Here is a 25,657-nt window from a genome sequence, read left to right as displayed (position 1 = left end):
ATGCACCTCCTCGTATAAATCAGAGATTTATCTTGAAGGAGAAGGCCCATGATTTGATCATGGGCCCAAAACATTTGTTCTACTCCCTCATTAATTTTGCGTAAGGGTCACCATAGACCACATAGGACAGCCAGGTCATCTCTTCCATATTCTTTGCCGCTTTTCGTGCAGCTGCGACGGCAGTCATCATATTGTTGCCTGCAAGAAGCTGTTTATAGAGTGTTTTTGAAAAATCCAGGGCCGAACTGTCACCTACAGACCAATGGGTACTGATAAAGGCACCTGCTCCGCTTTTCACAAAAGCCTTGGCAAAACCACCTGTTCCGGCGATATTGTATCCCTGCCTGCCAACCTGGCAGGCGTTAAGAAAGACCAATGGGCCGTAAGATTCATCAGGTTCCTGCAAATCAGCAAATGCTTCAACCTGTGAAGACAGCAGGTTGTCCTGCCGATAAGAACCATTCTTCATTTTCCCTTCCATCAGCAGGCCGGAATCCCAGATTAAATTTGGATTTGCCAGTCCATGGCAGGCAAAATGGAGGATATCAAAACGGCCCGGTTTCTCAATGGCGTCTAAAACCTCGCTGCTCACAGGCGAGATGGCATTTGCCGAAAGAACTTCGGTCAGCATTAATTTTTCGGCCTGGGCCCCAGGCAGCTGATAGCCGGAAGCCGGCGGGTAGTCAGGAATGACGTATAAAGCTTTGCCGTCACGCAAGCGAAGCTTTTGTGGAGGAAATTGACCGTCCTCTGCGAGCCATCTTACCAGACCTTTTTCCGCCAGAAAATAGCTGTTCCGAACCGCTTTTTTTCCCGGTTCCTTCAGGTAGGCAAGCTCCCATGGGATAAAAGGCTCATCTGAAAAAACCTGAATTGTCTCCAGGCTCTCCCGCTCTTCCCAGAGTACTTTTCTCAGGGCCAGCGGAATAAGTTTATCAAAAATCTCTACCCCACGTGCCTGCAGCTTACGCATGAATGTATTGTATTCCAATTCATCATCGGCCCAGAAATTTTCCAGATCCTCATACAGATTTTTAATATATTCCTTTCGCGCATCCTGATTTTCAAAGGGTTGGGAAGTACATGTGACAAATTTATTGAGAGAACGTGATTCAAAAAGGAAATGAAGCACCTGTTTAAGCCCCATTTCACCTTCACGAATATACAGGACATTTGACAGTTCCGGACGATCATCAACAGGCGTCAACTCAGCTTCTGCGATGGTCTCTTCGACAATTTCACCACTCACCTTGACAACAAAACGCGGATAAAGTTTAAGATTGGCAATTGGCCGATTTCCCTGGCGGACAATGACGTTTACTTCCCCGACGCCCTCATTTTTAGGCATAACATCAAAAAACAGCAATGTCTCTTCTCCCTTTGCAGGAACAGGCACTTCAAGGCGTGATTCTCCACTTGTAATACAATGTCTGCGTGCCAGAATCTGGACGATCAGCGCCTTATCCACCTGCACGTTTCCACCGCCAGAAACACCAATTTGTCGAATAATCTCATCCCGGCTTAAGACCACCTCGACTGTCGCCTTTTTACCAATCACAGCTTCTTCAGGCATGTTTGCATGTGCATTACACCAGACTGTTGGTGGTTGCGCTGATAGATCTTCCATACGTTGATCAGGTGTGGAGAGAACAACCCCTCTTGTTGCACCACGCGACATGGATCTGGCCGTCCTCTCCAGACCTCGTTGGGGAGAAGTGTTTCTCTGACTGGATCTGGCAGGCTGAGGAAGGCTTTTCAATTGAGGAAGATCTACTTCCTTCTGCAGCTCTTCCGAAGATAAAATCTCGGGAGGTGCAACAACACCAACCGGCCCGGTATGGGCAAAAATGACTGAAGCATACCTTCCGAGTTCCAGGCCAGACCGGCTGCTCAGTTCATTTGCATTCCCGACCTCCAGTGCATCTTCAAGTGAAATTTCCCGTGCATGATATTCATGTAAATCCAGTATTTCGACAAGGGCATCTTCCTTGTTGGGATGGGAGGCAATCCTCTCATTCAATATTTTTCGTGGAATACCATAATGGAGCAATTCACCTTCAAAGGGGCGTTCAACGATAACAAAACGGGCATCGTCATTCTCGAGGTTTTTTTCCACTTCCTTGACACTGAGTTGTCCTGGAACAATCTGGAAATCATCACTCACCGCTTCTTTCCACCAACTACGTGGGGCATTTTTGGCGACTGCCCGGTTTGTCTGAATCAGGCCCAGCCACTGTGAACATTGACGGGCAACCTGGGGCTGGCTGAAATAGACAGTATGGTATATCTCACCATTTTTACCAAATGGGAGTTTTTCCAGAAGTTTTGCGGAACATACCGGGTCAATTACAAACATTGAGTCCGTATCCACAACAAGGTCATTTGCTTCACCCATCAGCCTGTCGACCAAACCGTCAGCCACCTTGATGACCAGGCGTTTCCCTAATTCACCACGGTATGTGGCCTTATCCGGTTCAAAGTCAGAGCCGATTGCATAGTAAGAACTTGCCCCAGGGCGGGTCCGAGTTAAAGGCCTGGTATTAATAGCCGTCACAAACTGCCCCCCTGGTTCCATGGCAGACAGTCCAGGGACAGCATTATCCTGGACTGCATCCTGTGCCATATATTTAACTAAACTGCCAATGGTCTTGACGGACTGCCTGAAAATCACCATGGGAAGTTTGGCATTGGGAAGTTTGCCAAGCAGGCGACTGGCTCCTGCCAGTATATTTGTATAAGAATCCACCAGATATTTCCAGTTTTCATCGTTGGCAAGTTCAGTCCCCCCATTGGTACACGCAACAAAAATAGCTTTTCGAAAGGCCAATTGAGTCTTTTCAAAAGGAACGATCTGTTCGGTAAGATACCGGTAAACAAGTCCCCCCCGACTAAAAGAAATAGCGTCTATCTCAATACCTTTTGATTTTTCTAATAATTTAAGCAGCTCGTCGAATAAATTTTCAGCATTCTGTGCGGGTGTTTCAGCAAGAGTGTAGTGGTCGTAACCAAGAATTGCGTCATACTGATCAAGTGCCAAGCCAAGAAAACGACGCCCCGCCGGCTGCTCTGTCAGAGCGCCATAACTGCCAATTGTGCTACTGAACGTACCATGTACCAGCAACAGTATTCTGGCTGGTCTATCGTGGGGTAGTTCCACGCTTAAAAAATCTTCTTTATGGTACCAACCATTGGTATCTTCATGGGAAGTAATAATGACAGGGCCTGGTTCAACTCCTTTTTCAAGGCGTTTGGATAGTGCGCCAACAGCTTTTTTTACCGCGAACTTGAGGATAAAACCTTTAATTTTTCCTTTAATAAAATTAGTAACCGGGCCGCGGTGGACGCGGCTGCTACCTCGCTGTCTGGGGGCGATACCATCGCCAACAGGAATTCGAAATAAAGCTGTTTTCTGATAGACACCACCTGTTCTTCCACGTTGTTTCGGCCCCCTGTGCAAAGCTGTCTTTCCAGCAAAATGCCATTCGTAGGTGCCCTCCTGCTCAAGCAGCAGAATCGCACCCTCATCAGGTTCCAGGGTGACGTTTATTTCCATTTCATCTGGTTTGGCAGATACACCACGCCGCTTTGTCTGTTGATCCTGTTCACCCAGATCAAGGCTGAAACCATCCAGTATATGGTAGTCTTGTTCTGCAAGATCCTGCGGTTTCGTTTCTGTCAACGCAGTCAGCAGCGTTTCAAGCTCCTGGTTAACAGAATCCGTTTTTGTTTCCAGACCCCTAAGCCGTTGTTTACCAGGAAGAGAGACGTCATTCAGATCAGATGCGGTATCAGGAAGGATAAAAATAATCTTTCCAGCGGAACGAGTGATTCTTTTCATTGGCACCTATTCTCCATTTGTCTGGTTATAGGCCCATGATCAAGAAAGCCATGGGACATATTTTATGAAAATTTCGAATGCACACGAACAAGAGAAGAGCACCCGAAGCAGGCATCCGAGCACGATGAAGTCACACAAAGCAAAAAAGCCAAATCACCTTTTTCAATGGCTGGATTCTGGCTCAAAGAGGGTCTGCATCTAAATCTGACAGATCAGGCAGCGGCGAAATTGCAAAGGCATACAAAGAAAAAATAGTCACATGATTAGAATGATTTTATAATATAATGGTCTGCAAAGTCCAGCTAAAAGGCAAAGGACCGCAAATTTTATAAAAAGACCGAATTCCCTTGCTCTTTGTCCCACCTACCGCGTTGCACCAAAGCCCCAGTAGGTCGGCTGCATTTTCACGACTTGCAGGGCAGGCGACTTAACCCTCAAAATCGGTAATTTATTTTGAGCGAACCCTCCGGGAACACCCTTTGACCTGATCTGCTGCGTTCCCGGACATTTGCAATAGACGACTACAGCGGCATGTCCGGCGCCTTGCATATCCGGCCAAAGGGTGCTGCAACTTTTAGGGATTATTCAAAACAATGGCTTTCTCGTGCTGCACCATGCAATGGAGTGTCGTCATTTAAAGGCAGGATCGGATACTCCCGTATCGGTTCTTTTTCGAAGATTGTCCCGGATCAATGCTTTTATCAGGGCAAAACCCATGAGAACCATAATAAGGGAAAAAGGCAGCGCCCCCAGCAGCATGGCCGATTTCATGGCATCAAGGCCGCCAGCCAGGAGCAGGACTGCAATGACCATCGCAATGGTTGTTCCCCAGAAAAAGATATGCCTTTTCCCTTTTTTCTGATCATCCCCACCGGATAATATGGTGTTGATAATCAAAATGCCTGAGTCCGCCGAAGTTATAAGGTAGGTCATTAAAAGGACAACGACCATCAGGGTCATGGCCTTTGCCGCACCTGGAGTCAGCATCACTTTAAGGGTGGCAAAGAGTTGCGATTCCTGACCGGCATTTAGAATGGCGCCTCCGGCCTTGCCTGACAGTTCAAGACCAATGGATGTTCCACCGACAAAGGCAAACCAGATAAAACACATGAGTGCCGGTACCACCATGGTTCCCATGACATATTCACGGATGGTTCTCCCCCTGGAGATTCTGGCAAAAAACAGTCCGACAAAGGGGGCAAAGGAAATCCACCATGCCCAATAAAAAACAGTCCACTCGAGCGATTGCCATTTGTAGAGGGTTGCAGCAGGTTCCACATCGGCATTCGGCCAGTAGGTCAGAGCCTGGACAGGAAAGTTGATAATATAGTCCATAATGCCCAGAAACAATGATTTTATGGCCACGACTGGCGAACCAAATATCAGAAAAAACGCCAGTAGTGCCAGCGAAAGCACCATATTCAGGTTCGAAAGCCATTTAATCCCTTTGCCCACACCTGAAGCGGCAGAGAGTATGGACCCGGCCATGATTAAAAACAAACAAATGAGCATGGCTGAATTTGTTGGTGCGCCTTCAGCGTTCACCATCCAGTCAGCACCGATCACCAGGTGCATTCCAGAGGAAAATTGCGCAATACCGAGTCCGATTGTAACGGCAATACCGAGGATGGTGGCAATGACAGCCGTGATATCCACGACATCACCCAGGGCCCCCTCAAGTTTCCTGCCAAACAAAGGGGTAAGGCCCGAACGAATCGTCAGGGGTAGATTCCGGTTATAGGCAAAAAAGGCAAGGGTAAGCCCCACAAGTCCATAGCATCCCCAGACTGAAAGCCCCCAGTGAAAAAACGACCATTTAAAAACCGAACGGAGGGTCTCCTGTGTTCCGGGTGCCACAGCACCGATGATGGTATCAGGATTGCTGACAAAATGATAAAGGGGCTCGGCCGTTGAAAAGGTGAGCAGCCCAATGCCGATGCCTGCCCCGAACATCATGGAAAACCATGAGAACGTACTGAACTCAGGTATGGCGTCCATACCGCCCAGCCGAACTTTACCCATTGCGGGAAAGGCTGCCAGCACCAGACACAGGATGACAAAAAATGCCATGGAATAAATATACCACGGCCCAAAGGCTTCAAAGGACCAGCCACGGATTTTCAATAGAACAACCCCTGCCTGGTCGGAAAAGACTGCGGCCCATAACACCAAAAGAGCAACAATGACTTTGGATCCAATGGTCGCGATTCGATTAAACCCCTTGTAAAATCCGTTTTGCGCGAGGGAAATTCTAAGAGTAGTCATTGGTGGGGGAATAGTCATTCATCTCTCCTTATGTTAGGTTATCGTATAATTTTGAACACCAGGACTATAAGCAAAAGGTATGCCGACAACGCCAAAAGCCGACCAATGGTCTGCATGGGGCAAGCAAATCCGGCAACAATGACCTTTAAATTGTCCATAGTTGAATCAAGAGTGCTCCTATGCTATAACCCCTTAATCTCACGGACCTGTTTTTATTAAGGATATTGCCATGGCTATACAGCACAATTCATCTGCCCCTGCCATACTGGATATGGACCGTATTGATTTTCTTTCGGTATTGGACCGGCTGGATGACGGGGTCATCATTACAGACCTGAACGGAATCATTCTTTTTTACAACAAGGCCCAGTCCAAAATTGACGACATCCCATTGGACGATGCCATGGGTAGGAACGTTACCGACATCTACGAGTTGAACTGCAGAACCTCCATGGTCATGCAATGCATTACCCACAAAGCCTCGCTTAAAAACAAAACCTTTTTTTACCGCACCTGTTCAGGCAAGGTGATCAACAGCATTACCTCGTGTTACCCCCTTTATACAAAGGGACAGATTAACGGTGCCATCTGCTTTGTAAAGGATTACGAACTGCTGCGCAGATCCACACCCATGCCTTCCCGGGACTTCTTTCACACGAACGTTGGCAACGGCACCCGGTTCAGGTTCACGGACATCATCGGTTCCAGCCACCAGCTGAAAGAGATAATCAGCATTGCACAGAGAGCAGCAGATTCTCCCTCCCCCATCATGATTCAGGGGGAAACTGGCACAGGCAAAGAACTTTTTGCCCAATCCATCCACAACCATGGCCCAAGACGGGAAAAGAAATTTATAGCCATCAACTGTGCTGCCATTCCCCACGATCTTCTGGAAGGCATGCTTTTCGGCACCAGAAAGGGGGCTTTCACCGGTGCACTGGACAAACCCGGCCTGTTTGAAATGGCCCACGGCAGTACGATTTTTCTGGATGAACTTCTGGCCATGCCCGTTAACCTTCAGGCCAAGCTTCTCCGGGTCCTCCAGGACAAGCGGGTCCGGCGGCTGGGTTCCTCAAAGGAAATCCAGGTGGATGTCAAAATCATTTCATCCGTAAACCAGAATCCAAGAACCTCCATCAGTGAAAAGAAACTGAGAACAGACCTCTATTACCGGCTGGGAGTGGTCATAATCAAAATCCCCCCTTTGAGCCAGAGACTGGACAGCATGGGAGAACTGGTGGGCCATTTCATAAAAAAATACAACACCCGCCTGGGCACCAATGTAAAAACAATTTCCAAAGAGGTGATGGAATTATTCCATGCCTACCAGTGGCCAGGAAATATAAGGGAACTGGAGCATTTGATTGAGGGTGCCATGAACATGGTCGGCCAGGAAGGGGTCATAGGAATGCAGCATTTTGGGCCAGGCCTGGACGGACTGGAAAAGATGGATCCTGCCTGTTACGACCCGGAAACCGTTTTATTCAATGCCCTGGGCGCCCGTTTAGTGCCGTCGGTCAACGACACTGCGCCCCTGGTGGCGGAAAACTTTATTCAGGCCCAGAAGCAACAGGAGGAAACAGCGATAAAAAAGGCATTGCACCAGGCCAACGGGAATGTAACCCAGGCCGCTATAACCCTGGGCATTTCCCGGCAACTTCTCCATTACAAGCTTAAAAAATTAAAAGTCCGCCGTATTGATTTTATCCGCGACCCAAAACCCTGACCCCCACATCCCATGTCAATTTCTTTTCTACTGAAAAATTTCTTTCACCCCTTCCCCTGCAAAAACTGAAAAACTTTTTTCACCCTTTCCCTCGGCAGGCTCCTGCCACAGCATTTGAGGAACAAACAATAAAATTTGTACTTTAAATTCAAGCATTTAAAAAAATACTTCTGCGCTGGTATGCAATCTGCATTCTGCTCTAAAAAACCCGGGACGTTCTTCGACATGACCGGATAATGGAATAACATCATTTACACAGGAGTTAAATTTTGGACAAAAACACACCCGCCAAGCCCTTTGACCCTTTTGTTTTCTGGATTTCAGCCTCTGTAACCGTTTTATTTATCCTCTGGTCGATAATCTTCCCTGAAAACATGACCACCGTCATTAACGCCGTATTCAGCTGGACCACTACCAAATGGGCCTGGCTTTATCTGCTCACCGTATTTTTGCTGGTATGTGGTTGCTTTATTCTCATGGGCAATAAATACGGCAGCATGAAACTGGGCCTTCCCCAGGACAAGCCTGAATTTTCAAATTTTTCATGGTTTGCAATGCTTTTCGGATCTGCCATTGCCGCAGGCATCGTGTTCTGGGGCCCAGCTGAACCGGCTTACCACTATATGAGTCCGCCCCCCTATTTCGGCGGTGAGGCCCTGACACCGGCCACCGGCGCCAATGCCATGACCTATTCGTTTTTCCACTGGGGCCTGAGCGCCTGGTCCATTTACGCCATGCTCACCGTCGGCCTGGCCCATGCCTGTTTCACCCAGAATCTTCCCCTCAGATTCTCCTCTGCCTTCTACTATGTGATCGGTGATAAAATCTACGGCATCTGGGGAAAGGTCCTGGATATTTTTGCAGTTTTTGCAACACTGGGGGGACTTGCCACCACCACCGGGTTTGTAGCTCTCCAGCTGTCTGCGGGTCTGAAATACCAGTACGGCCTGGCCCTGGGAGACGGGTCCACCTACATGATCATCGGGGTACTCACCGCCATTTTCACGATTTCCGTGTATACGGGCATTGAAAAAGGGGTGAAATTCATCGGTGACGTCAACATGTGGGTGTTTGTTGCGGTCTGGTTCTTTGTCCTGGTATTCGGACCGACTATCTTTCTCATCAACCTGACCACCAACGCCATTGGCCAGTATCTCCTCCACTTCATTCCCATGAGCCTGTTCACAGCCCCGGGTTATGAAGGGAACTGGATCGGTTCCTGGACCGTATTTTACTGGGCATGGTGGATGAGCTGGGCTCCGTTTGTAGCCGTTTTCATTGCCAGAATTTCCAAGGGTAGAACCATCCGCCAGACCGTTGCCGCCACCCTGATTCTCCCCACCCTGGGCAACTTCCTCTGGTACGGGGTCGTCGGCGGTGCCGGCATCCATTTTGACGTAACCAAAACCCTGAGCGAGCATGGGGTGGAAAGCGCCATTTTTGCCATTGCCCAGAACCTTCCCATGACCGGCGTTTTATCCATTGCCCTGATCTTTCTCATTGGCACTTTTTTCCTTACTTCGGCAAATTCAGCCGCCATATCCCTGGCCATGTTCGTATCCGGCCATGAAAACCCGGGCAAAAACCTGCGGGCCTTCTGGGGCATTGCCCTGGGGGCTGTGGCAGCAGTCCTCGCCGGTGGCGGAAGCCTCAAGGCCATTCAGACAGCTTCCATTGCAACGGCATTTCCTTTGATGTTCCTTCTTCTCATGGTTCTTTACGGAACCTTCAAGGGATTGAACCAATATATAAAAACAAACAACCAGTAACATGCCCGTCCCGGATGGTTCACCCTTCCGGGGCACCGACCTTTTAAAAAGGAGATAAAAAAATGTATGATCGCATGCAGGAACTGACCACCGCACAAATGGAAAAAATCCATGACGCTGCCATGGATCTTCTCAAAAACACAGGTGTGGCGTTCAATGACAAAGAAGCCGTGGAGATTTTCAAATCCAATGGGTTTAAAGTGGAAGGCACCAAAGTCTTTTTTGAAGAATCACAAATTCAAAAGGCTCTGAAAACAGCACCTAAACGTTTTACCGTCCATGCCAGGAACCCTGAGAAAAATGTGGAAATAGGTGAGGACGATTTTGTCTTCCTTCCCGGTTATGGTGCTCCCTTTGTCATGGATGCCAGGGGCAACCAGCGCCAGGCCACAATGGAAGACTACGACAATTTTTGTAAACTTATCCAGACCTCTCCCTATATTGACATGAACGGCTGGATGATGGTGGAACCAGCTGACATGCCCCACGAGACCGTTCACCTGGATCTCAACCTCTCCAACATGCTGCTCTGTGACAAACCCTTTATGGGCAGCCCAACATCCAGACAGGGCGCCATTGACGGGATTGAAATGGCCGGAATTCTCTGGGGCGGAAAGGAGAACATCAAGGACAAGACCGTATCAGTCTCTTTGATCAACTCCCTGTCCCCCCTCCAGTTTTCCGAAGAAATGGCAGGCTCACTCATTGAACTGGCCAGGTACAACCAGGCCTGTGTTGTCGCATCCCTCATCATGGCCGGCGGCTCTGGTCCTGTAACGCTTGCCGGAGTGATTGCCCTCCAGAATGCTGAAATTCTGGCCGGCCTCACTCTGGCCCAGCTGGTACGACCAGGAGTACCTATAATTTACGGATCAACCTCCTCTGCCATGGACATGAAAACCGGAGCCCTTTCCATTGGTGCACCGGAGCTGTCAAAAAACATTCACATGGTGGCCCAGATGGCCAGGTTCTACAACCTGCCCTCCAGGGCAGGCGGCGGGCTCACAGATGCCATGGCCATGGATGCCCAGGCCGGTGTTGAATCAGCCCTGGCCCTTGAAACGGCAGCCAGAAGCGGAATACACTTCATCCTCCATGCCTGTGGAATCCTGGGATCATACATTGCCATGAGTTTTGAAAAATTCATGGTGGACGAAGAGACCTGCGGTCTGATCCGTTCCATGCAGAAACCTTTGGAAATAACCGACGAAAGCATTGATATTGACATAATCAAGCAGGTGGGGATCGGCGGCCAGTACCTGACCCATCCCAAGACCTTCAAACTCTGCCGGACTGAATTTTTCACGCCCTCCTTGATGGCACGCCAGAATCCCGATGCCTGGCTCAAGGCCGGCAAAAAATCCATTGAAATGATAGCAGAAGACCGGGTTACCAAACGCCTTGCAAGCTATGAAAAGCCAGAGATTGATCCCGAGATAGAAAAAGCACTTATCCAATATGTTGAAAAACGTAAAAACGCATAAGGAGTATAAAAATGACTGATTTCAATGCAATGACAGAGGCCCTGGTATCCTGTGATGCCGAAAAACTTACCGAACTGGTCAATGCAGCCATAAAAGCTGGTGAGCCTGCCAGCAAAATTCTCAACAAAGGACTCATTGCGGGCATGGACATTGTCGGTGAAAAAATGGAAAACGGCGATATGTTCATCCCGGAAGTCCTCATGGCAGCCCAGGCCATGGGCGCGTGCGTGGAAATCCTCAAACCCCTGCTGGGTGAAGGAGAGGGCGCTGCAGGTGCCTCAGTGATCATCGGAACCGTCAAAGGTGACCTCCATGACATCGGCAAAAACCTGGTGGCCATGATGATGGAAAGTGCCGGCCTTGAAGTACACAACCTGGGTGTTGATATATCCCCTGAAAATTTTGTCGAGGAAATCAAAAATAAAAACGCCCAGATTGTCTGCCTTTCTGCCCTGCTGACCACCACCATGCCGGCCATGAAACAGACCGTGGACGCCATTGTGGAAGCGGGCCTGAGAGACCAGGTCAAAATTATGGTGGGCGGTGCACCCGTGACCCAGGCCTTTGCCGATCAGATCGGTGCCGACGGATTTGCAGCAGATGCCGGCTCTGCCTCTAAAATGGCAAAATCCTACGTCAATTAAAGCAGGGGTGTAAAGGATTCAGAAATAAATAATTCCTCAATATTGCTTGTCTTTCAGCTCGTCTTCTGCGTTGCATCAAAGGGCACATATTACAATATGCTCCCTTTGATACGCCTTGAATACGAGCTGAAATCCTGCACCATATTTGTGGATTTATTTACATCTGAGCCCCTAAAGGAGAGTTACAATGTTTGAAGTAATTGGAGAAAGAATCAACACCTCCAGAAAACGGGTCCAGGCAGCCGTGGCTGACCGGGATGCAGATTATATCATCAACGATGTAAAACAACAGCAGCAGGCCGGTGCCAAATTTATAGATGTGAATGCCGGTGCCCGCATTGGCCATGAAGAAGCGGATATGCGCTGGCTGCTGGATACGATTCAACCGGTTTGTGACATTCCGCTGTCCCTGGACAGTCCGGATCCGGCCATCCTTGAAATGGCCTTTGCCATGGTCAAAATGCCGCCCATGATCAACTCCATTTCCCTGGAAAATGAGCGATTTAACGCCATGATGCCCTTTCTTTCCGGAAAAGATTGCAGGGTCATTGCCCTGTGCATGGATGATGCCGGCATGCCCGGCTCTTCGGATGATATCCTGGGGCGGGCCAAAACCCTGGTGGACGAGTTGAACAAAATCGGTATCCCCACGGCCAACATCTATGTGGATCCCCTGGTACAGCCCATTTCCACTGAATCCAGCAAGGGGGTCATGGTATTGGATGCGGTCAGGGCCATCAAAGCCCAATTCCCTGAAGTCCACATCACAGGAGGGCTGTCCAATATTTCCTACGGCCTTCCCCAGCGCCACATCATCAACCGGACCTTTGTCTCCCTGATGATGGATGCGGGCATGGATTCCGCCATTATAGATCCTTTGGATAAAAAAATCATGGCCACCATTAAAACAGCAGACATGCTGCTGGGTCATGATCAGTTCTGCATGAATTACCTTAAAGGGGTCCGCGCCGGCGCCATTGAAAGTTAAACAGATAAAAGCCAGATAAAAAACCTGATAAAAAACCCTGCTTCCAATGGCTGAAGCAGGGTTTTTCATTTACAGACCTGAAGTACTTTAGAAAAACAATGAACATATCCATACGTGTCGATTATTTTGTACAAGTGGAGAAAGCACCCTCGTTTTCAAGGTGAAGTTCACTCAAATTTCATCTGCAATTCCATTTCCATGCCGTCATCTTTGATTTTGACAAGTTCAGGATAATGTTTTTTGAACACATTGATCATGCCACGGTTCTCTTTGAGTACCACAGCTTTAAAACCGATAAAATCGTTTTCCTTTGCAATGTTTTCCAACTGCTTCAACATAAAAGAGGCGAGTCCCAACCTTTGATAATTCTCTCCCACCACAAAGGCAACTTCTGCGTACTTATCCTGACTTTCTTCGGCATAGGAGGCGACTGCCACAATCTCTTTATGGCCACCTATGGGTATTAAACCGATTAGGGTCATGTTTTTGCGATAATCTACATTGACCCGGATTTTTTGGATTTCTCGACGGGGAAGCACCCGTTTTCTATAAAAAAAACGACGATAGATGGTCTCCTCATGAAGGGAGTAGAAAAAATTTCTAAAGTCAAACTCATCTGCAGACATGAGGGGTCTAAATCCAATGGTTCGGCCGTCCCTTAAGTTGAATACGGTTTTATAATCTTCAAGAAAAAGCAGGTCATCCTCACTGGGAGGAAGTTGGTCGGCAAAAATGAAATGCTGTTTCTTTGCATGTTGAATCAATTCATCCCTGAATTTCGGGTGGGCTATCTGGGCAAGCTCCATGACCCTTTGATAAATGCTTTTTCCCTGAAGTTCGGCGATGCCGTACTCCGTCACCACAAAATTGACATCTCCGCGGGTGGTTGCCATACCAGCGCCTTCACTCAAGTGTGAGACAATCCTGGACAAACGACCATTTTGAGCAGTTGAAGGGAGGGCTATGATGGAAAATCCATTTTTTGACATGGCACTGCCCCTGATAAAATCCACCTGATCACCGATACCGCTGTAAAATTTATATCCCACTGAGTCCGAGTTTATTTGACCTGTCAAATCCACCTCCAACGCTGAACTAATGGAGATCAGATTGTTGTTCATGGCGATCACATTGGGATCATTCACATATTCGGATGGAAGCAGATTAATCAGAGAATTATCATCCACGTAATCGTACAGTTTTCGGGAGCCCATGCACAAAGAGGCCACCACCCTTCCCGGCATGTGATTTTTCTTTTTGCATGTCACTACTTTTTGTTCCAATAAGGGCAAAAATGCATCTGTAATAACCTGAGTATGGATTCCGAGATTACGTTTATCCTTTAAGTAGAGCAGTATTTCATTGGGCAGCGTTCCAAATCCCACCTGGATGGTTGCATTGTCACTGATCAGTTGAGAAACGTAATGGCCAATTCTTTGGGCCACATTATTATCGGGATAAATTGTAGGAGAAAATTCCAGTATCGGTTCATCATGGAAAACGAAATAATCGATTTCGTCGATGTGAACACTGCTGTCTCCAAGGGTTCGAGGCATTTGTGCATTCACCTGGGCGATGACAAGGGTGGAATTGGCCATACCGGCGCGGGTGATATCCACCGAAACCCCCAGGCTGCAAAATCCATGTTTATCAGGAGGACTCACCTGAATCAGTGCCACATCAAGTCCGATTCGTTTGCTGTAAAATAATCTCGGAATTTGGGACAGATAGGCGGGAATATAATCAATTTTTCCCTCAAAGGCTGCCTTTCTCATCTCCCGGCTGATAAAGAAGAGTTTGAGGGAAAATCGTCCTAAAAATGAGGGCTCATCCACATACCGGGACAATGAAAATGACAGCATCTGATAGATCAGGATGTCCTCAAGCGCTTTATTGGATACCATGGTGTGAATCAGATGCTGCGGTTCTCCGCAGCCGGTCCCGATAAAGATACGACTACCGATTTTAATTTTGGAAATGGCAGATTCTGCCGTCATTATTTTATCAGGGCAGTAGGAATCAAGGTTCACGGCATGCCTCCTTGTCCGTAATTTATCGCATAAAGAATCAATACGCCGTTAAATTTCAATAATGGAATCATACAACTGTTGTAAGAGTAACACCTAAAAGTTGCATTCCTGGTATAGAATTCGAATCGTTATTATGCAAGACTTAAATTTTGGGGGCCTGGTCCTGGCTTCACTCAATTATATACAGGAACAATAGAAAGGAGGCTAAACTTGATCCGTAAAAAAAATGGAAAATATCAAATCGACAAAGGCGCTTTACACGGCCCAGGAATCATACTATTTTATCCTGAGCCGCCGCCTGGGATATTACAGGCGGTTGTCAGATATGGACGATGAACTCACCCATGGGTTTGTGGACAAACAGGTGCAGAAAATAAAACAGAGTGACCCTGAATCCTTTGAGACGGTTTTCCACAACCTTCGGCGGCAGATCATTTAAATCACAGCCCAGGGTTGTGGAAAAAAAGGCAAATTTGCAGTAGTTCATACTTCACCTCAACAATTGCAATAACCATTTAACAAAAGACGATATGATGGAAAACCAACAAAGATTAAAACTGAAAGAAAATATCAAAGAGAAACTGAAACCGATAAAAAAGACTATCGAGTCCTATGAACTGCTGATAAAGCCGGTTTCCCCGGATAACGCCATTGGTCGGCTCACCCGCATGGAAGCAATCAACAGTAAAAGTATGAATGAAGCCGCTTTAAAAAGAGCCAGAATCACACTGTCAAAGCTGGAACGCGCGCTTGCCAGGATTGGTTCCCCTGATTTCGGCTTGTGCAGCGCATGTGAAGAGCCGATTCCATTTGCAAGATTAATGATCTTGCCTGAAACCGAACTGTGCGTTAAGTGTGCTGGAAATATGGGTAGTTGAGATCACCATGCCTTCGTGCCTTAGGGGCTCAGAAATTTTAAAATACACCAATAGGGTGCTGGATTTTAATTTTTCCGAGTCCCTTACCCCATCATATTATTAATGACAATCTTATGGGATTTTCCAAACGCCATGACCTCCTGGGGTTTGAAACCGCCTGTTTCATAAACCTCCATAAAGGCGGGAATCGAAAGCATATAGAGGATATAGGAGAGATGTCCGGAATATCCGGTATTATCAAGTTGCTGCAGGGCTTTAATGGATTGGTCCGCGACTTCCATGGCCTGGCGATTCACTGCCGGGGGATTTTCCTGGGTGCATACATGGATGGAATAGATCCTGCGGCAGGAAAAAGGTCTGACCTCGTAAATCATGCAGGCATTGTTCTTCATCAAAAAGGGACAGGGAACCGTGAGCCCTTTTTCCCTTTTTTTAATTTCCTGCTGGAAACTTTTGGTCAAACTTTTCTGGCGGGATCTTGAAAAGTCCTTCATGGCCTGACGGATGACAAGGCCTTCTAAGGTGGTAATATCTATGCTGCCGGCCTCTTTACAGCAGAACCCGCAACCCTTTGAACAGGAGGCATCTTTTTTAAATTCCCCGGTGCTTTCAACAAAATCTGAATATATTTTGCCAAGCCCCGGTATTTTTTCTTTCATATGCATGGTCTGTGTGTCCTGTAAATGGACGTCCCCTTAATATTGCCATTAATTTTCAAAGCCGCCATTATGGAGCAATCTTCCAAAAGAGTAAACATCAAGAATTAAAAGTATGTGAATCGGAAATGGGAGAACGGCGGGGTAAGCTGGATATGATTTATTGATTTTAATTGGCATAGCCACAGGCTATCAGGCCGATGCTCGGCGCACATAATACCTGAGAACACCTGATATCACCGTTTCTGTAATATTTTTCTTTGGCAACGCATTTTTATTCTTCGGTACTTATGACGAATTCCGACATGCCGGCTAAGACGACATCGATGCATTCGGCCCGTACTTTTACCAAATCATATTCAGAACGGTTGATTTTGCGGCAATTTCTGTACATGTCAATAAACCGATTTAGCAACTTTTCCCCCTCTTCCGGCTCCATAGCGACCAGCGCCTCGACAAAAGAACGGGGGCCAACCTGAAAATGCTGATAGTCAACCGGATAGTTCCAATATCCGCCCCAAACGAAAAATCCGTGCTCCGCAAACAAATCAACAACATCCTCAGCCATGCCCTGCCGTCTTGGCTTACCCGGACGATGATTCAGACGATTAACTGAATAATGCGCACTTTTCACCGGGCTGATCAGTGCTGTTCCATCTTCAGATATGTCAATGAACGGGTTTTGCACAGGATTGATATCTATTGCGGATCCGTATGCGTGAAGTGACCAGCGTGAACCGACCGCGACAGCTCTTCCGTTGAACGCGGATTAGTGACGCTCTCTCCTTTTCACCGAGTGGAACGCCTCATTGGTTAATTTCTGTGCGGAAACTGTCCTTTTCCCCAATCTCGTCTTAGAGTTGAATTTTTCCTTTCCCGATGTTTCGAGCTTAAATTGACGCAAAGCAAAGGCTCCAACCATCTGTGGTTCATCTGGAACAAGGATTTTTCTTTGAACTATATCTTCAAGCAGGCTGCACATGCATGGGTTGTTTGCCACGCCGCCTGAATGTTAAGATGCGAATACTCTAACGCCTACCCCCCAAATCGTTCGCAAAATACTATAACGCTATGATTAGGGCAGCCCGCCGCAAATACCCCGCCAAATAGAAAATAAATCATACCCCGCTTACCCCGCCGCTTTTACGACAAAATCAATTTTTAGGGCTATATTTTCATCCAGATTTAAATTTGGAGAAAATATAATGGCAAAAAGTTCAAGTGGAAAACGCCCCTGCTGTATTTGCCGCAAATGGTTTAAGCCGGATGTCCGCCAAAAAGGACGACAGACAACATGTGGAAGGTCTGCCTGCAAAACTGAACAGCACCGAAGAAACTGTCAAAAATGGAACAAAAAAAACGGTGAATATTTTAAAAATAACTATCTGGGTAAAAAATTAGAAAAGATTGAGGAAGAATCTTCTAAGGAATTTAAATCCAGCATACCTCCCCATGAACACCCCCCGCCCAACTGCCTGGCAAAGCCCGTATTGCCATATGAAATTTTAGAAAACGAGTATGGAACAAGAAATATGATCGTCATCCAATATGTAGCTTGGCAGATTCTGAATCAGTCATACGATTCAAAAACTGCGTTCAGATAGGGGGGGGGTGTTTATGGATAAAAACCTCGACTAATCGAATCGGAGTTTCAAGACGCATCATAGACTTAACCAACTGTAATTCATTGATATCCCAACAAAGTAATCGACTTAGGGTTTTAAGACGCATCATTAACCTAAACCTCTGTAAATAAAGGAGATACGAACAGACTAATACATAAGGGTGTTTAAGACACAACAGACAAGGATGGGGCTATTATAGTAGTTTAAAAATAGGATTTTTACACCTTGCCTTGAGCTTAAGGCAAAGTGCCTTGATAACCCCGACAAATGTGAGGACTCATGCCAAAAAAATTTTCATCCCAAGAGTTGTTTGAATTAAGAAATTTTATCCCTGTGGAGATGTTGATAAGGGAGCAACTGGAAATGCCATCAAAAATCAGTGAAGGCTTTTTCCGTTTTCTGTGCCCGATCTGTAATGAATTCCAGACAGCCATAAACCCAGCCACCAACCTGGCCCGGTGCTTTCGATGTGAAAAAAACTTCAACACCATCGATCTTGTGATGACTGTTCAGAGAATCGGGTTTAAAGAGAGCGTTCTGTTCTTAAAACGCCTGATGGTCAAAGTTCCGAATCAGAACAAAGATGCCAGACAGGGGTTGCAAAATTTTATCGGAGGCATCGGCCAGACCATGCCGGGAGGATTAGGATAATGGAACAGGATCGGTTGACCCGTCTGGAGAATCTTATTGCCCGTAATCAGAGTCGTTTCCATGAAATAGGCAAAGCTCTGAAAGAGATAAAAGATACCCGGCTGTATAAACTCAATCTTTTCAGTAGTTTTGAAACTTATGCCAGAGTGCGCTGGGATATGGGCAGAGCCCAAGCTTATCGCCTGATAGAATCCTATAAGGTTATCAACAATCTGTCTCCAATTGGAGACATTCTTCCCAACAATGAATCCCAGGTGCGCCCCCTGGCCCCATTGGATCCCATCGAACAGCGTAAAATATGGAAGGCATTTTTAAAAACCGCCATGGAGATAACCGCACCAAACATCAAACAGTTCATTGATTCCGCAAAAGAAAACGACACCGGCAGTAAAGACGAACCTGTGGATTTAACCGATCAGGTCAGCAAAGCCTATATGGATGCTGTCCAGGCAATGCTTGACCAGGTTCGACTGGCCCAACAGGATCACTGGCAAAAGACATCTCGCCAGGCTGGGCTATTGTGGAACCGGGTCATTCGGGAAAAAATATTGACAAGGGAGAACGGCAATGGACACGGATAACCTGAAGGTCATACCTACTCTGACGCTTGATGACCGTTTCAATCTTTTGCTCCATAAAAAGATCATGAACAAAAAAGGCTCGGCCAAACGAGCAAGTAAAAAATATTACAAAGATCAATATCAAAAAACCGGCATTATTCCGGGGCCACTCCTACTTGTGGAAAAGAAGGTCATGGAGGGCCGCAAGTGCAGTGGACGTCCCCGTTCTTTCTCCGAACAGGTCCGCAGACGTTTTATAGAAATGGTAAAAGAGTCGTGTGATCCGTCAAGCCAACGGTTCATCTTTATTACCCATAAGGCAAGAACCATTAAAAATTATCACCACTGGCTTGAGAAAGAGTTCAAAAAGAGGATCTCCATCCATGCCCTCAGGCACTGTGTTTACCGTGAAAACCTCAAATCATATTTGAATAAACCAGATTTCGAGGACGATATTCCGGTCAAAAATAGTTTTAAACCAGAACCGGTGTTTGATCTGATCCAGATGGATGGCTGTATTTTTAGATATTTTAAGATCAGAAACGACAAGGGTCATTGGCAAAAGCCCCAGGTCATAGAATTTTATGATACGGGCTCTCGTTATATGTTTGTCCTGGATGCGTATTTTTCCGAAAGCAGTTGGAACTCCGTGAACCTGTTCACCAAATTTTTACTGGATAGGCCATTTCCCCAAAAAAAGATTCGTATCCGGCCGGATAATGCCAAGGGCTTTTTAAATCTTAAGCGCCCCATCAACGACTTGAATTTGAAACATTCCACCCCGAACGGGTTTTATATGGAACCTGATTTCTCAAGGATCCATGCTCCCAAGGATAAGGCTCACCTGGAATCATCCCACCGCAGCCTTCATAATTTTGAAATCCGAATCATCAAGGCGTTTGAAAAAAGGATCGTAAAGACAGAGCCCGGGTACATCTTCAAAAAAGGAAAACAAGAAAAAATCACCGTTACCCTCCTTGATATAAATTTGGATGAGTTAAAAACAAGCTCACTTATGGAGAAATATCGCCATGAACACAACTGTACACGCCACTATTTCTCTGAAAAAGGAAAAGTCAGTGCCTGGGTGCCGGATAAAAAGCTCACAGACTTTTTTAAAACATTTACCAGCACACTGACCTTTTGTACTGATCAGGTCAAGGAGCACATGAAATATGGATTTAGAAAAACAAAAGCCACGGTATCAAAGCAGAAGACCATCAGATTTGAAAATCAGGATTACTATGTGACCATGGGTGTAGACAAGTTCAGCTCCCATAAAAGTACACCCGTTCAGATATCCAGATACAATGACAAGCTTTTCCTTTTTGAGCCCAGGGAGGATGGTATTTTTTGGGGAGAAGCCCTTGCCCGAAAGCCCTTTGAAAAGCCGTTAAAAGTATTGACCATATTGCCGGACAAAAATGAGCTGGATCAGATCATCGCCTTTTTGGAGCACAACAGCATGGTCGTCGATCGGCCCCTCCTGATTAAAAATTATAAAAAAGGTCTTTCCATGCCCATGGCAAAGCAAATCCTTCAGCATAACCAGAAAAGATACACCACCTATATAAAAAAGATGCAGCAACCCACGAATATAAAAGGGGCAGTGCTGTTCAATGCTTTTATTCTCGATTGTGAAAGCCATTATCGAAGAATCCATGTGGCACCGTATGCGTTTTCTGGAGAAATATGACATGAAACGAAAAGAAGATTTTATAAATGACAAACGCCGCATTTCTTATCTGGGGGCCACATATAACCGAATCTATCGTAGGCAGAGCGTCTTGATCGAGGGTGATTATGGCGTGGGTAAAACCCGTTTCTTGAAATTGCTGCAACCGAAAAAACTTCATGCCGTCTGGGTGGAGTCACTGTTCAACATACATGAAACCCTGGCATCGATTTTAAAGAAGCTAAATTACGACACAATCGCCACCTACCGGCGAACCCCTCAATATTTGGAAATGATATGCAGTCTGTCCAACTGCTTTATTTTAATCGACGAGGCAAACGATCTTGATCCCCGGGTCTGGCCCTACCTCAAAAGGGTTATCGATGCCGGTGTTCCCATTGTATTTGCAGGATTACCAAAGGTGAGGACCTTTTTAACCCGCGAGCATCCAGACATCCTCAGCCGCTTGAAAACGCTTATTCTATACCCGATTGTGGTAGAAGATTTCATTGTCGAGTACAAGGATATTGAACAGGAGGCCATTGAACAGATTTATATGACGACCAAAGGCGATATGAGAAAATTCAGAGAAATTTGTACAGACTGCAGGGACAGAGCAAAGGAGTTGAAATACACCTTTGTTGACATCAATCTTGCCTTGGAATTTCTCTCTGATCTTCCTCCTCAATAACGAACATAAGGCACATGGAAAAATTTCACCAAGAAATAATGTGAGGCCAGAAAGGACTGATTTTGCTGTTCTAAAACTTTAGATCGTCCAGATTAGATACCTCGGACAAGATAATTAAATCAGGATAGACCATTACGCTTTTTTAGCGAATGGTCTATTTTTGTTTACAACTTCTCAAACTTCATTGACTGATTTTTGAAATACACATTCCGTGCAACACTGCTATAAAATAGCATTAACCTACTGTAAAAAATGATATTTATTTGAAGCGTTAGAGTATTTTGCGAAAACACGATTAGGGCCAATGCTATGCAAGTAGCTGATTATAAATGTTATTGAGGCCTTTTTTATAAAAACAGGGCAGATAAAAAGCGTTAGAGTATTTGCATCTTATCACCTGAAAACACAATGGGGCAAGCCTCGGAAGAGACCCTTTTTAGCATACCTGCGGCCCTTTTTTATTCTTCGGTACTAATGCTGATGGTTCTTCATCGTCTATGGACCCGGCTACCCACATAAGACGGAACAGGCTTTAGAATCAAGGTTTTCAAAAGCAACAACAACACAGGTTTGACACACCCATGTTTTTTTAGGAATCAATCGTTTTCGGTAAGCAATGATTTAATCAGTTTTACCCCCATGGCAGCATTAGGGGCATAGCCATCTGCGCCGATTCTGGCAGCAAAGGCGTCTGATACTGCGTCACCTCCGACAATCAACTTGATATCACCATTAACACCATTGCTTTTAAGCTGATTCATGACCTGGGATATTCCCGGAAGTGTGGTGCTGAGACTTGAAGAAATGCAAATCATATCTGCTTTTTCTCTGATCGCAGTTTGTACAAAAAGCGGTATGGGTACATCTCGGCCCATATCAATTATCCGAAAGCCAAGAGGTGTCAGCATCAATTTTAATATATTTTTTCCTATATCATGGATGTCTCCTTCCACCACACCCATGACGATTACCTGCTGGCGGACATCCGGGGCAGGTATGCCGCCGGAATTGAGAATACTCATGGTAGTATCCAGCAATTTCGATAAATCAACCAATTGAGGTAAGATATATTCCCCTGTTTCATATTTTTCACTTACAATTTCAAGCCCTTTACAAAGACCGTCATGGACAAGCAGATGGAGATTTATCTTCTTTTCAGATGCCTTGACCGCCCATGATATAGTGGCTGTTTCGTCCATGGCGGCCACTGCAGTGCATAATTGCTTTATGATATATTTTTCGTTAATTCTTGCAGGCATTCTTTGATCTCCTGAATTTTTTATGGGCAGTACAACTCTGTTTAAACCCATAATTGGATTTTTTTATAGGGCGAAGGAAAATTAAATAAGTTTAATCTCAGCACCGGTCACCATGGGCAAGGGTCAGAAAATTTCACGGACCCTTATGGGAAATTTTTTAAAGCGCCCTTTCCATTTCCCTATCAGAAAACTTTTCAGCTTCGATTTGGCATCCTTAGCCTGTTGCCGTTCCTGATAGCATGAAGGCAATTCCTCCTGGGTATAAATTTCCTGGATATCCAGCCAGGTGTTTGGTGCTATTTTTGCTTCGAGTAAATAGAACGGCTGTTGTTTAAAAATGGAACTACAGATTACTTCACCCGTATGTTTCCCATAAAATTGGGCTGAACAAGCCTCCACCTGTTCAAGCCCAACTCTCTCAACAGAGCATTTAATTGTTGCCGCTTCCTGCATTACAATTCTACTGCAACCAGTGACAAGCCCAATTTATTTTCCAAGGATTGGATTTTTTCAAGCGTATTTTTATCCACCAAAGACGGTTTGGATTTATGGCAAGAAAAGGCAAGAACAATGTGCCCAGTTTCCTGCTCAAGTGTTTTTATCTCTTCGATATCCTGTTTTTTCAGATTGGAAAGAGTACAAAGCATGTCAACCTCCTTGATGAGTTATGGTAAAGTTAACCTTATTATCATCCAGAAGGGTGTTGATTACAAGAATGGAAAAGTAACAGTTTGATGACGGGAAAAAACCGTTATTCTGTATCAGACGGAGTTAGTTTAAATGCAGTAAAAATGTATTTAAATTGGTTGCAGTATTTTTCAAACCCAGTTTGTCACGCAGATTGCGTCGATGGAAATTAACAGTGGTTATGGAAAGGTTTAATAAATCAGCAATTTCTTTGGAAGATTGGCCCTGCTTAATCAATGAGGCAATCTTTAATTCCTGCGGGGTAAGCACGGCCTCAAAATTTGAAATATGGCGCAAAAATGGAGAGGCAATATTATTCAACTCCGATTCAATAAGACTGATTATTTTTTTTTCTTTGCCCGAGGGATTTAATTTTTTTAACTGGTCAAAGGACGGAAAAATCGTCTGTTTAAGGTTCTGAAAAAAAGTCTGTTCCATTTCCTTAAGGTCTTCATCCCGATGACGCAGCAGAGCTCTTAACGCCGCATTGGCTTCTTCAAGCCCAAGGGTTTTCTGCTTGAGCTCGGCTTCCCTTTGCAGCAGCTTATGCTCTGCTATTTTGAGTGGCGTGATGTTTTCATGGCTGACAACAATCTGTAAAGGCTGTGACCCTGCAACCCGGACGGCTCGCATGTAAAACCAGCGTTTATTCCCTGGAGAATGGCAGGGATAATCCATGACAAATTCATCAATATCTCCTTTGATGACCTGCCTGATACCCATTGCAACCTGGGCAGCACTTCCCGCTGTTTCACCATTGGCAGCATCACATATTTTAAGATAATTTATATTGAGCATATCCGGTCTCATACCTGGGTTGTTGGATATAGCGAATTCCCGCCAGGCTTTATTGGTATCTATAATAATACCATTTGAGTCAATGATGGCAATGTGGGCGGATAATGAATTAAGGATGGTTTCAGCATATTGTCGTGTCATAGGTATTTTTTTAAAACCTCTCGGATGGCGGCATCTAAATCCCGCCGGATAATAGGCTTGTGGATACAGGCATCAGACTTCAGAGCCGGTTGGTGGCATTAGCTGTAACCAATTTCTTTATAACTGCCACATATGCATAGTCTGTATGCCATGTAAATGGACGTTCCCCTAATATTGCCATTAATTTTCAAGGCCGCTATTATGGAGCAATCTCCCAAAAGAGTAAACATCAAGAATTAAAATTATGTGAATCGGAAATGGGAGAACGGCGGGGTAAGCTGGATATGATTTATTGATTTTAATTGGCATAGCCACAGGCTATCAGGCCGATGCTCGGCGCACATAATACCTGAGAACACCTGATATCACCGTTTCTGTAATATTTTTCTTTGGCAACGCATTTTTATTCTTCGGTACTTATGACGAATTCCGACATGCCGGCTAAGACGACATCGATGCATTCGGCCCGTACTTTTACCAAATCATATTCAGAACGGTTGATTTTGCGGCAATTTCTGTACATGTCAATAAACCGATTTAGCAACTTTTCCCCCTCTTCCGGCTCCATAGCGACCAGCGCCTCGACAAAAGAACGGGGGCCAACCTGAAAATGCTGATAGTCAACCGGATAGTTCCAATATCCGCCCCAAACGAAAAATCCGTGCTCCGCAAACAAATCAACAACATCCTCAGCCATGCCCTGCCGTCTTGGCTTACCCGGACGATGATTCAGACGATTAACTGAATAATGCGCACTTTTCACCGGGCTGATCAGTGCTGTTCCATCTTCAGATATGTCAATGAACGGGTTTTGCACAGGATTGATATCTATTGCGGATCCGTATGCGTGAAGTGACCAGCGTGAACCGCCCGCGACAGCTCTTCCGTTGAACGCGGAACTGTTATTGTCTGCCATTGAAGCCTGATCGTCGCCGAGATAAGCTTCCATGGGGCGGGCTTTCGCAATTACAAAGTTCTGCTTCAGCAGATCCTGCATCAATGCTTCAACCTTAGGGGCCAGGAGATCAAGAACAACCAGTGTTCCGTCATTACATATTACACCGTTTTCATTCAGATAGCTGAAACAGACTTGGCTCAGTCGTTCACAGGGCACAGGATTGACATCTGTAATTACCTTTTTTGCTTTTAGTTGAGCACAATCGGTTTTGCTTAAAGAAGCAATTTCAATCGGCCGCCTGCTCTCCGTGGCAATGCACGCTGTGGTACTACTGATGATCAGTACAAAAAAACAGAGCCGTGCCCAAAAATTATCTAATAATCGTACCCGCATT

22 protein-coding genes and 1 pseudogene are annotated in these 25,657 nt (G+C 45.8%); 12 read left to right on the top strand and 11 right to left on the bottom strand.

Going from position 1 to position 25,657, the window contains the following annotated elements:
• Positions 1-79: 79 nt before the first annotated feature.
• Together HRM2_RS03670 and HRM2_RS03665 are read right to left on the bottom strand one after the other, a co-directional pair.
• Entirely contained in the window at positions 80-3,838 is a 3,759-nt protein-coding gene (locus HRM2_RS03670) for a DUF7379 domain-containing protein (RefSeq protein ID WP_012663110.1), read from the bottom strand.
• A 630-nt stretch (positions 3,839-4,468) separates the two neighbouring features.
• Positions 4,469-6,121 carry a BCCT family transporter gene (locus HRM2_RS03665; RefSeq protein WP_012663109.1) on the bottom strand — a complete coding sequence of 551 codons (1,653 nt, stop codon included), beginning with the start codon at positions 6,119-6,121 and terminating at the stop codon, positions 4,469-4,471.
• Positions 6,122-6,332: 211 nt separating this feature from the next.
• Between HRM2_RS03665 and HRM2_RS03660 the strand changes: the two genes are divergently transcribed.
• Entirely contained in the window at positions 6,333-7,829 is a 1,497-nt protein-coding gene (locus HRM2_RS03660; protein WP_012663108.1) for a sigma-54 interaction domain-containing protein, read from the top strand.
• 27 nt (positions 7,830-7,856) lie between these two features.
• Here the strand turns inward: HRM2_RS03660 and HRM2_RS28040 are convergent, their stop codons facing one another.
• Positions 7,857-7,985 carry a hypothetical protein gene (locus HRM2_RS28040; RefSeq protein WP_269719608.1) on the bottom strand — a complete coding sequence of 43 codons (129 nt, stop codon included), beginning with the start codon at positions 7,983-7,985 and terminating at the stop codon, positions 7,857-7,859.
• Between the two features lie 113 nt (positions 7,986-8,098).
• On the opposite strand from HRM2_RS28040, the gene HRM2_RS03655 reads away from it, so the two are divergent.
• The 4 genes from HRM2_RS03655 (at position 8,099) to HRM2_RS03640 (ending at position 12,714) form a co-directional block, all read left to right on the top strand.
• The gene (locus HRM2_RS03655) at positions 8,099-9,598 is read left to right on the top strand and encodes a BCCT family transporter (RefSeq protein WP_012663107.1); all 1,500 of its coding nucleotides are present in this window, start codon (positions 8,099-8,101) and stop codon (positions 9,596-9,598) included.
• A 62-nt stretch (positions 9,599-9,660) separates the two neighbouring features.
• Complete coding sequence (locus tag HRM2_RS03650; protein WP_012663106.1) at positions 9,661-11,082, top strand: trimethylamine methyltransferase family protein; 1,422 nt, start codon at positions 9,661-9,663, stop codon at positions 11,080-11,082.
• A gap of 11 nt (positions 11,083-11,093) precedes the next feature.
• Positions 11,094-11,726 carry a corrinoid protein gene (locus HRM2_RS03645; RefSeq protein ID WP_012663105.1) on the top strand — a complete coding sequence of 211 codons (633 nt, stop codon included), beginning with the start codon at positions 11,094-11,096 and terminating at the stop codon, positions 11,724-11,726.
• Between the two features lie 187 nt (positions 11,727-11,913).
• Positions 11,914-12,714 (top strand): methyltetrahydrofolate--corrinoid methyltransferase, encoded by an 801-nt coding sequence (locus tag HRM2_RS03640; protein ID WP_012663104.1) that lies wholly within the window; start codon positions 11,914-11,916, stop codon positions 12,712-12,714.
• A 167-nt stretch (positions 12,715-12,881) separates the two neighbouring features.
• Here HRM2_RS03640 and HRM2_RS03635 read toward each other — a convergent pair whose 3' ends face one another.
• On the bottom strand, positions 12,882-14,744 hold the full coding sequence (locus HRM2_RS03635) for a bifunctional acetyl-CoA hydrolase/transferase family protein/GNAT family N-acetyltransferase (RefSeq protein ID WP_012663103.1): 1,863 nt from the start codon (positions 14,742-14,744) through the stop codon (positions 12,882-12,884).
• A 226-nt stretch (positions 14,745-14,970) separates the two neighbouring features.
• Here HRM2_RS03635 and HRM2_RS03630 point away from each other — a divergent pair, with 226 nt between their 5' ends.
• Together HRM2_RS03630 and HRM2_RS03625 are read left to right on the top strand one after the other, a co-directional pair.
• Entirely contained in the window at positions 14,971-15,183 is a 213-nt protein-coding gene (locus tag HRM2_RS03630) for a hypothetical protein (RefSeq protein ID WP_012663102.1), read from the top strand.
• A gap of 91 nt (positions 15,184-15,274) precedes the next feature.
• Positions 15,275-15,622: a TraR/DksA family transcriptional regulator gene (locus tag HRM2_RS03625; protein ID WP_232364185.1), complete on the top strand. Its 348-nt coding sequence runs from the start codon at positions 15,275-15,277 to the stop codon at positions 15,620-15,622.
• Between the two features lie 83 nt (positions 15,623-15,705).
• Here HRM2_RS03625 and HRM2_RS03620 read toward each other — a convergent pair whose 3' ends face one another.
• Together HRM2_RS03620 and HRM2_RS25830 are read right to left on the bottom strand one after the other, a co-directional pair.
• A complete protein-coding gene (locus tag HRM2_RS03620) occupies positions 15,706-16,281 on the bottom strand; it encodes a YkgJ family cysteine cluster protein (RefSeq protein WP_041273030.1) in 576 nt (191 codons plus the stop codon).
• Positions 16,282-16,552: 271 nt separating this feature from the next.
• Positions 16,553-17,002, bottom strand: a pseudogene (locus HRM2_RS25830) (M15 family metallopeptidase); the annotation flags it as partial.
• A gap of 481 nt (positions 17,003-17,483) precedes the next feature.
• Between HRM2_RS25830 and HRM2_RS03610 the strand changes: the two are divergent.
• From HRM2_RS03610 to HRM2_RS03590, 5 genes are all read left to right on the top strand, one after another.
• Complete coding sequence (locus HRM2_RS03610; RefSeq protein WP_012663014.1) at positions 17,484-17,882, top strand: hypothetical protein; 399 nt, start codon at positions 17,484-17,486, stop codon at positions 17,880-17,882.
• A 300-nt stretch (positions 17,883-18,182) separates the two neighbouring features.
• Positions 18,183-18,554: a CHC2 zinc finger domain-containing protein gene (locus tag HRM2_RS03605; protein ID WP_012663013.1), complete on the top strand. Its 372-nt coding sequence runs from the start codon at positions 18,183-18,185 to the stop codon at positions 18,552-18,554.
• Positions 18,554-19,135, top strand: a complete 582-nt coding sequence (locus HRM2_RS03600) for a hypothetical protein (protein ID WP_012663012.1) — start codon at positions 18,554-18,556, stop codon at positions 19,133-19,135. The genes HRM2_RS03605 and HRM2_RS03600 overlap by 1 nt, the downstream gene beginning before the upstream one ends.
• Complete coding sequence (locus HRM2_RS03595) at positions 19,122-20,810, top strand: integrase (protein WP_012663098.1); 1,689 nt, start codon at positions 19,122-19,124, stop codon at positions 20,808-20,810. The genes HRM2_RS03600 and HRM2_RS03595 overlap by 14 nt, the downstream gene beginning before the upstream one ends.
• A gap of 1 nt (position 20,811) precedes the next feature.
• Positions 20,812-21,480, top strand: coding sequence for an ATP-binding protein (locus tag HRM2_RS03590; RefSeq protein WP_041273016.1), 669 nt, complete (start codon positions 20,812-20,814; stop codon positions 21,478-21,480).
• Between the two features lie 596 nt (positions 21,481-22,076).
• Here the strand turns inward: HRM2_RS03590 and HRM2_RS03585 are convergent.
• The 5 genes from HRM2_RS03585 to HRM2_RS03565 all read right to left on the bottom strand — a co-directional run bounded on the left by HRM2_RS03585 (position 22,077) and on the right by HRM2_RS03565 (position 25,656).
• Positions 22,077-22,739, bottom strand: a complete 663-nt coding sequence (locus tag HRM2_RS03585; RefSeq protein ID WP_012663097.1) for a cobalamin B12-binding domain-containing protein — start codon at positions 22,737-22,739, stop codon at positions 22,077-22,079.
• Between the two features lie 123 nt (positions 22,740-22,862).
• Complete coding sequence (locus tag HRM2_RS03580) at positions 22,863-23,192, bottom strand: hypothetical protein (RefSeq protein WP_012663096.1); 330 nt, start codon at positions 23,190-23,192, stop codon at positions 22,863-22,865.
• The gene (locus HRM2_RS03575; protein ID WP_012663095.1) at positions 23,192-23,386 is read right to left on the bottom strand and encodes a hypothetical protein; all 195 of its coding nucleotides are present in this window, start codon (positions 23,384-23,386) and stop codon (positions 23,192-23,194) included. The genes HRM2_RS03580 and HRM2_RS03575 overlap by 1 nt, the downstream gene beginning before the upstream one ends.
• A 124-nt stretch (positions 23,387-23,510) precedes the next feature.
• A complete protein-coding gene (locus tag HRM2_RS03570; protein WP_012663094.1) occupies positions 23,511-24,365 on the bottom strand; it encodes a PAS and helix-turn-helix domain-containing protein in 855 nt (284 codons plus the stop codon).
• A 403-nt stretch (positions 24,366-24,768) separates the two neighbouring features.
• Positions 24,769-25,656, bottom strand: coding sequence for a M15 family metallopeptidase (locus HRM2_RS03565; protein ID WP_012663093.1), 888 nt, complete (start codon positions 25,654-25,656; stop codon positions 24,769-24,771).
• Position 25,657 lies beyond the last annotated feature (1 nt).

The organism is Desulforapulum autotrophicum HRM2, from assembly GCF_000020365.1.
In the GTDB taxonomy this organism is placed as follows: domain Bacteria; phylum Desulfobacterota; class Desulfobacteria; order Desulfobacterales; family Desulfobacteraceae; genus Desulforapulum; species Desulforapulum autotrophicum.
This window is presented reverse-complemented; position numbering and strand designations above follow the sequence as displayed.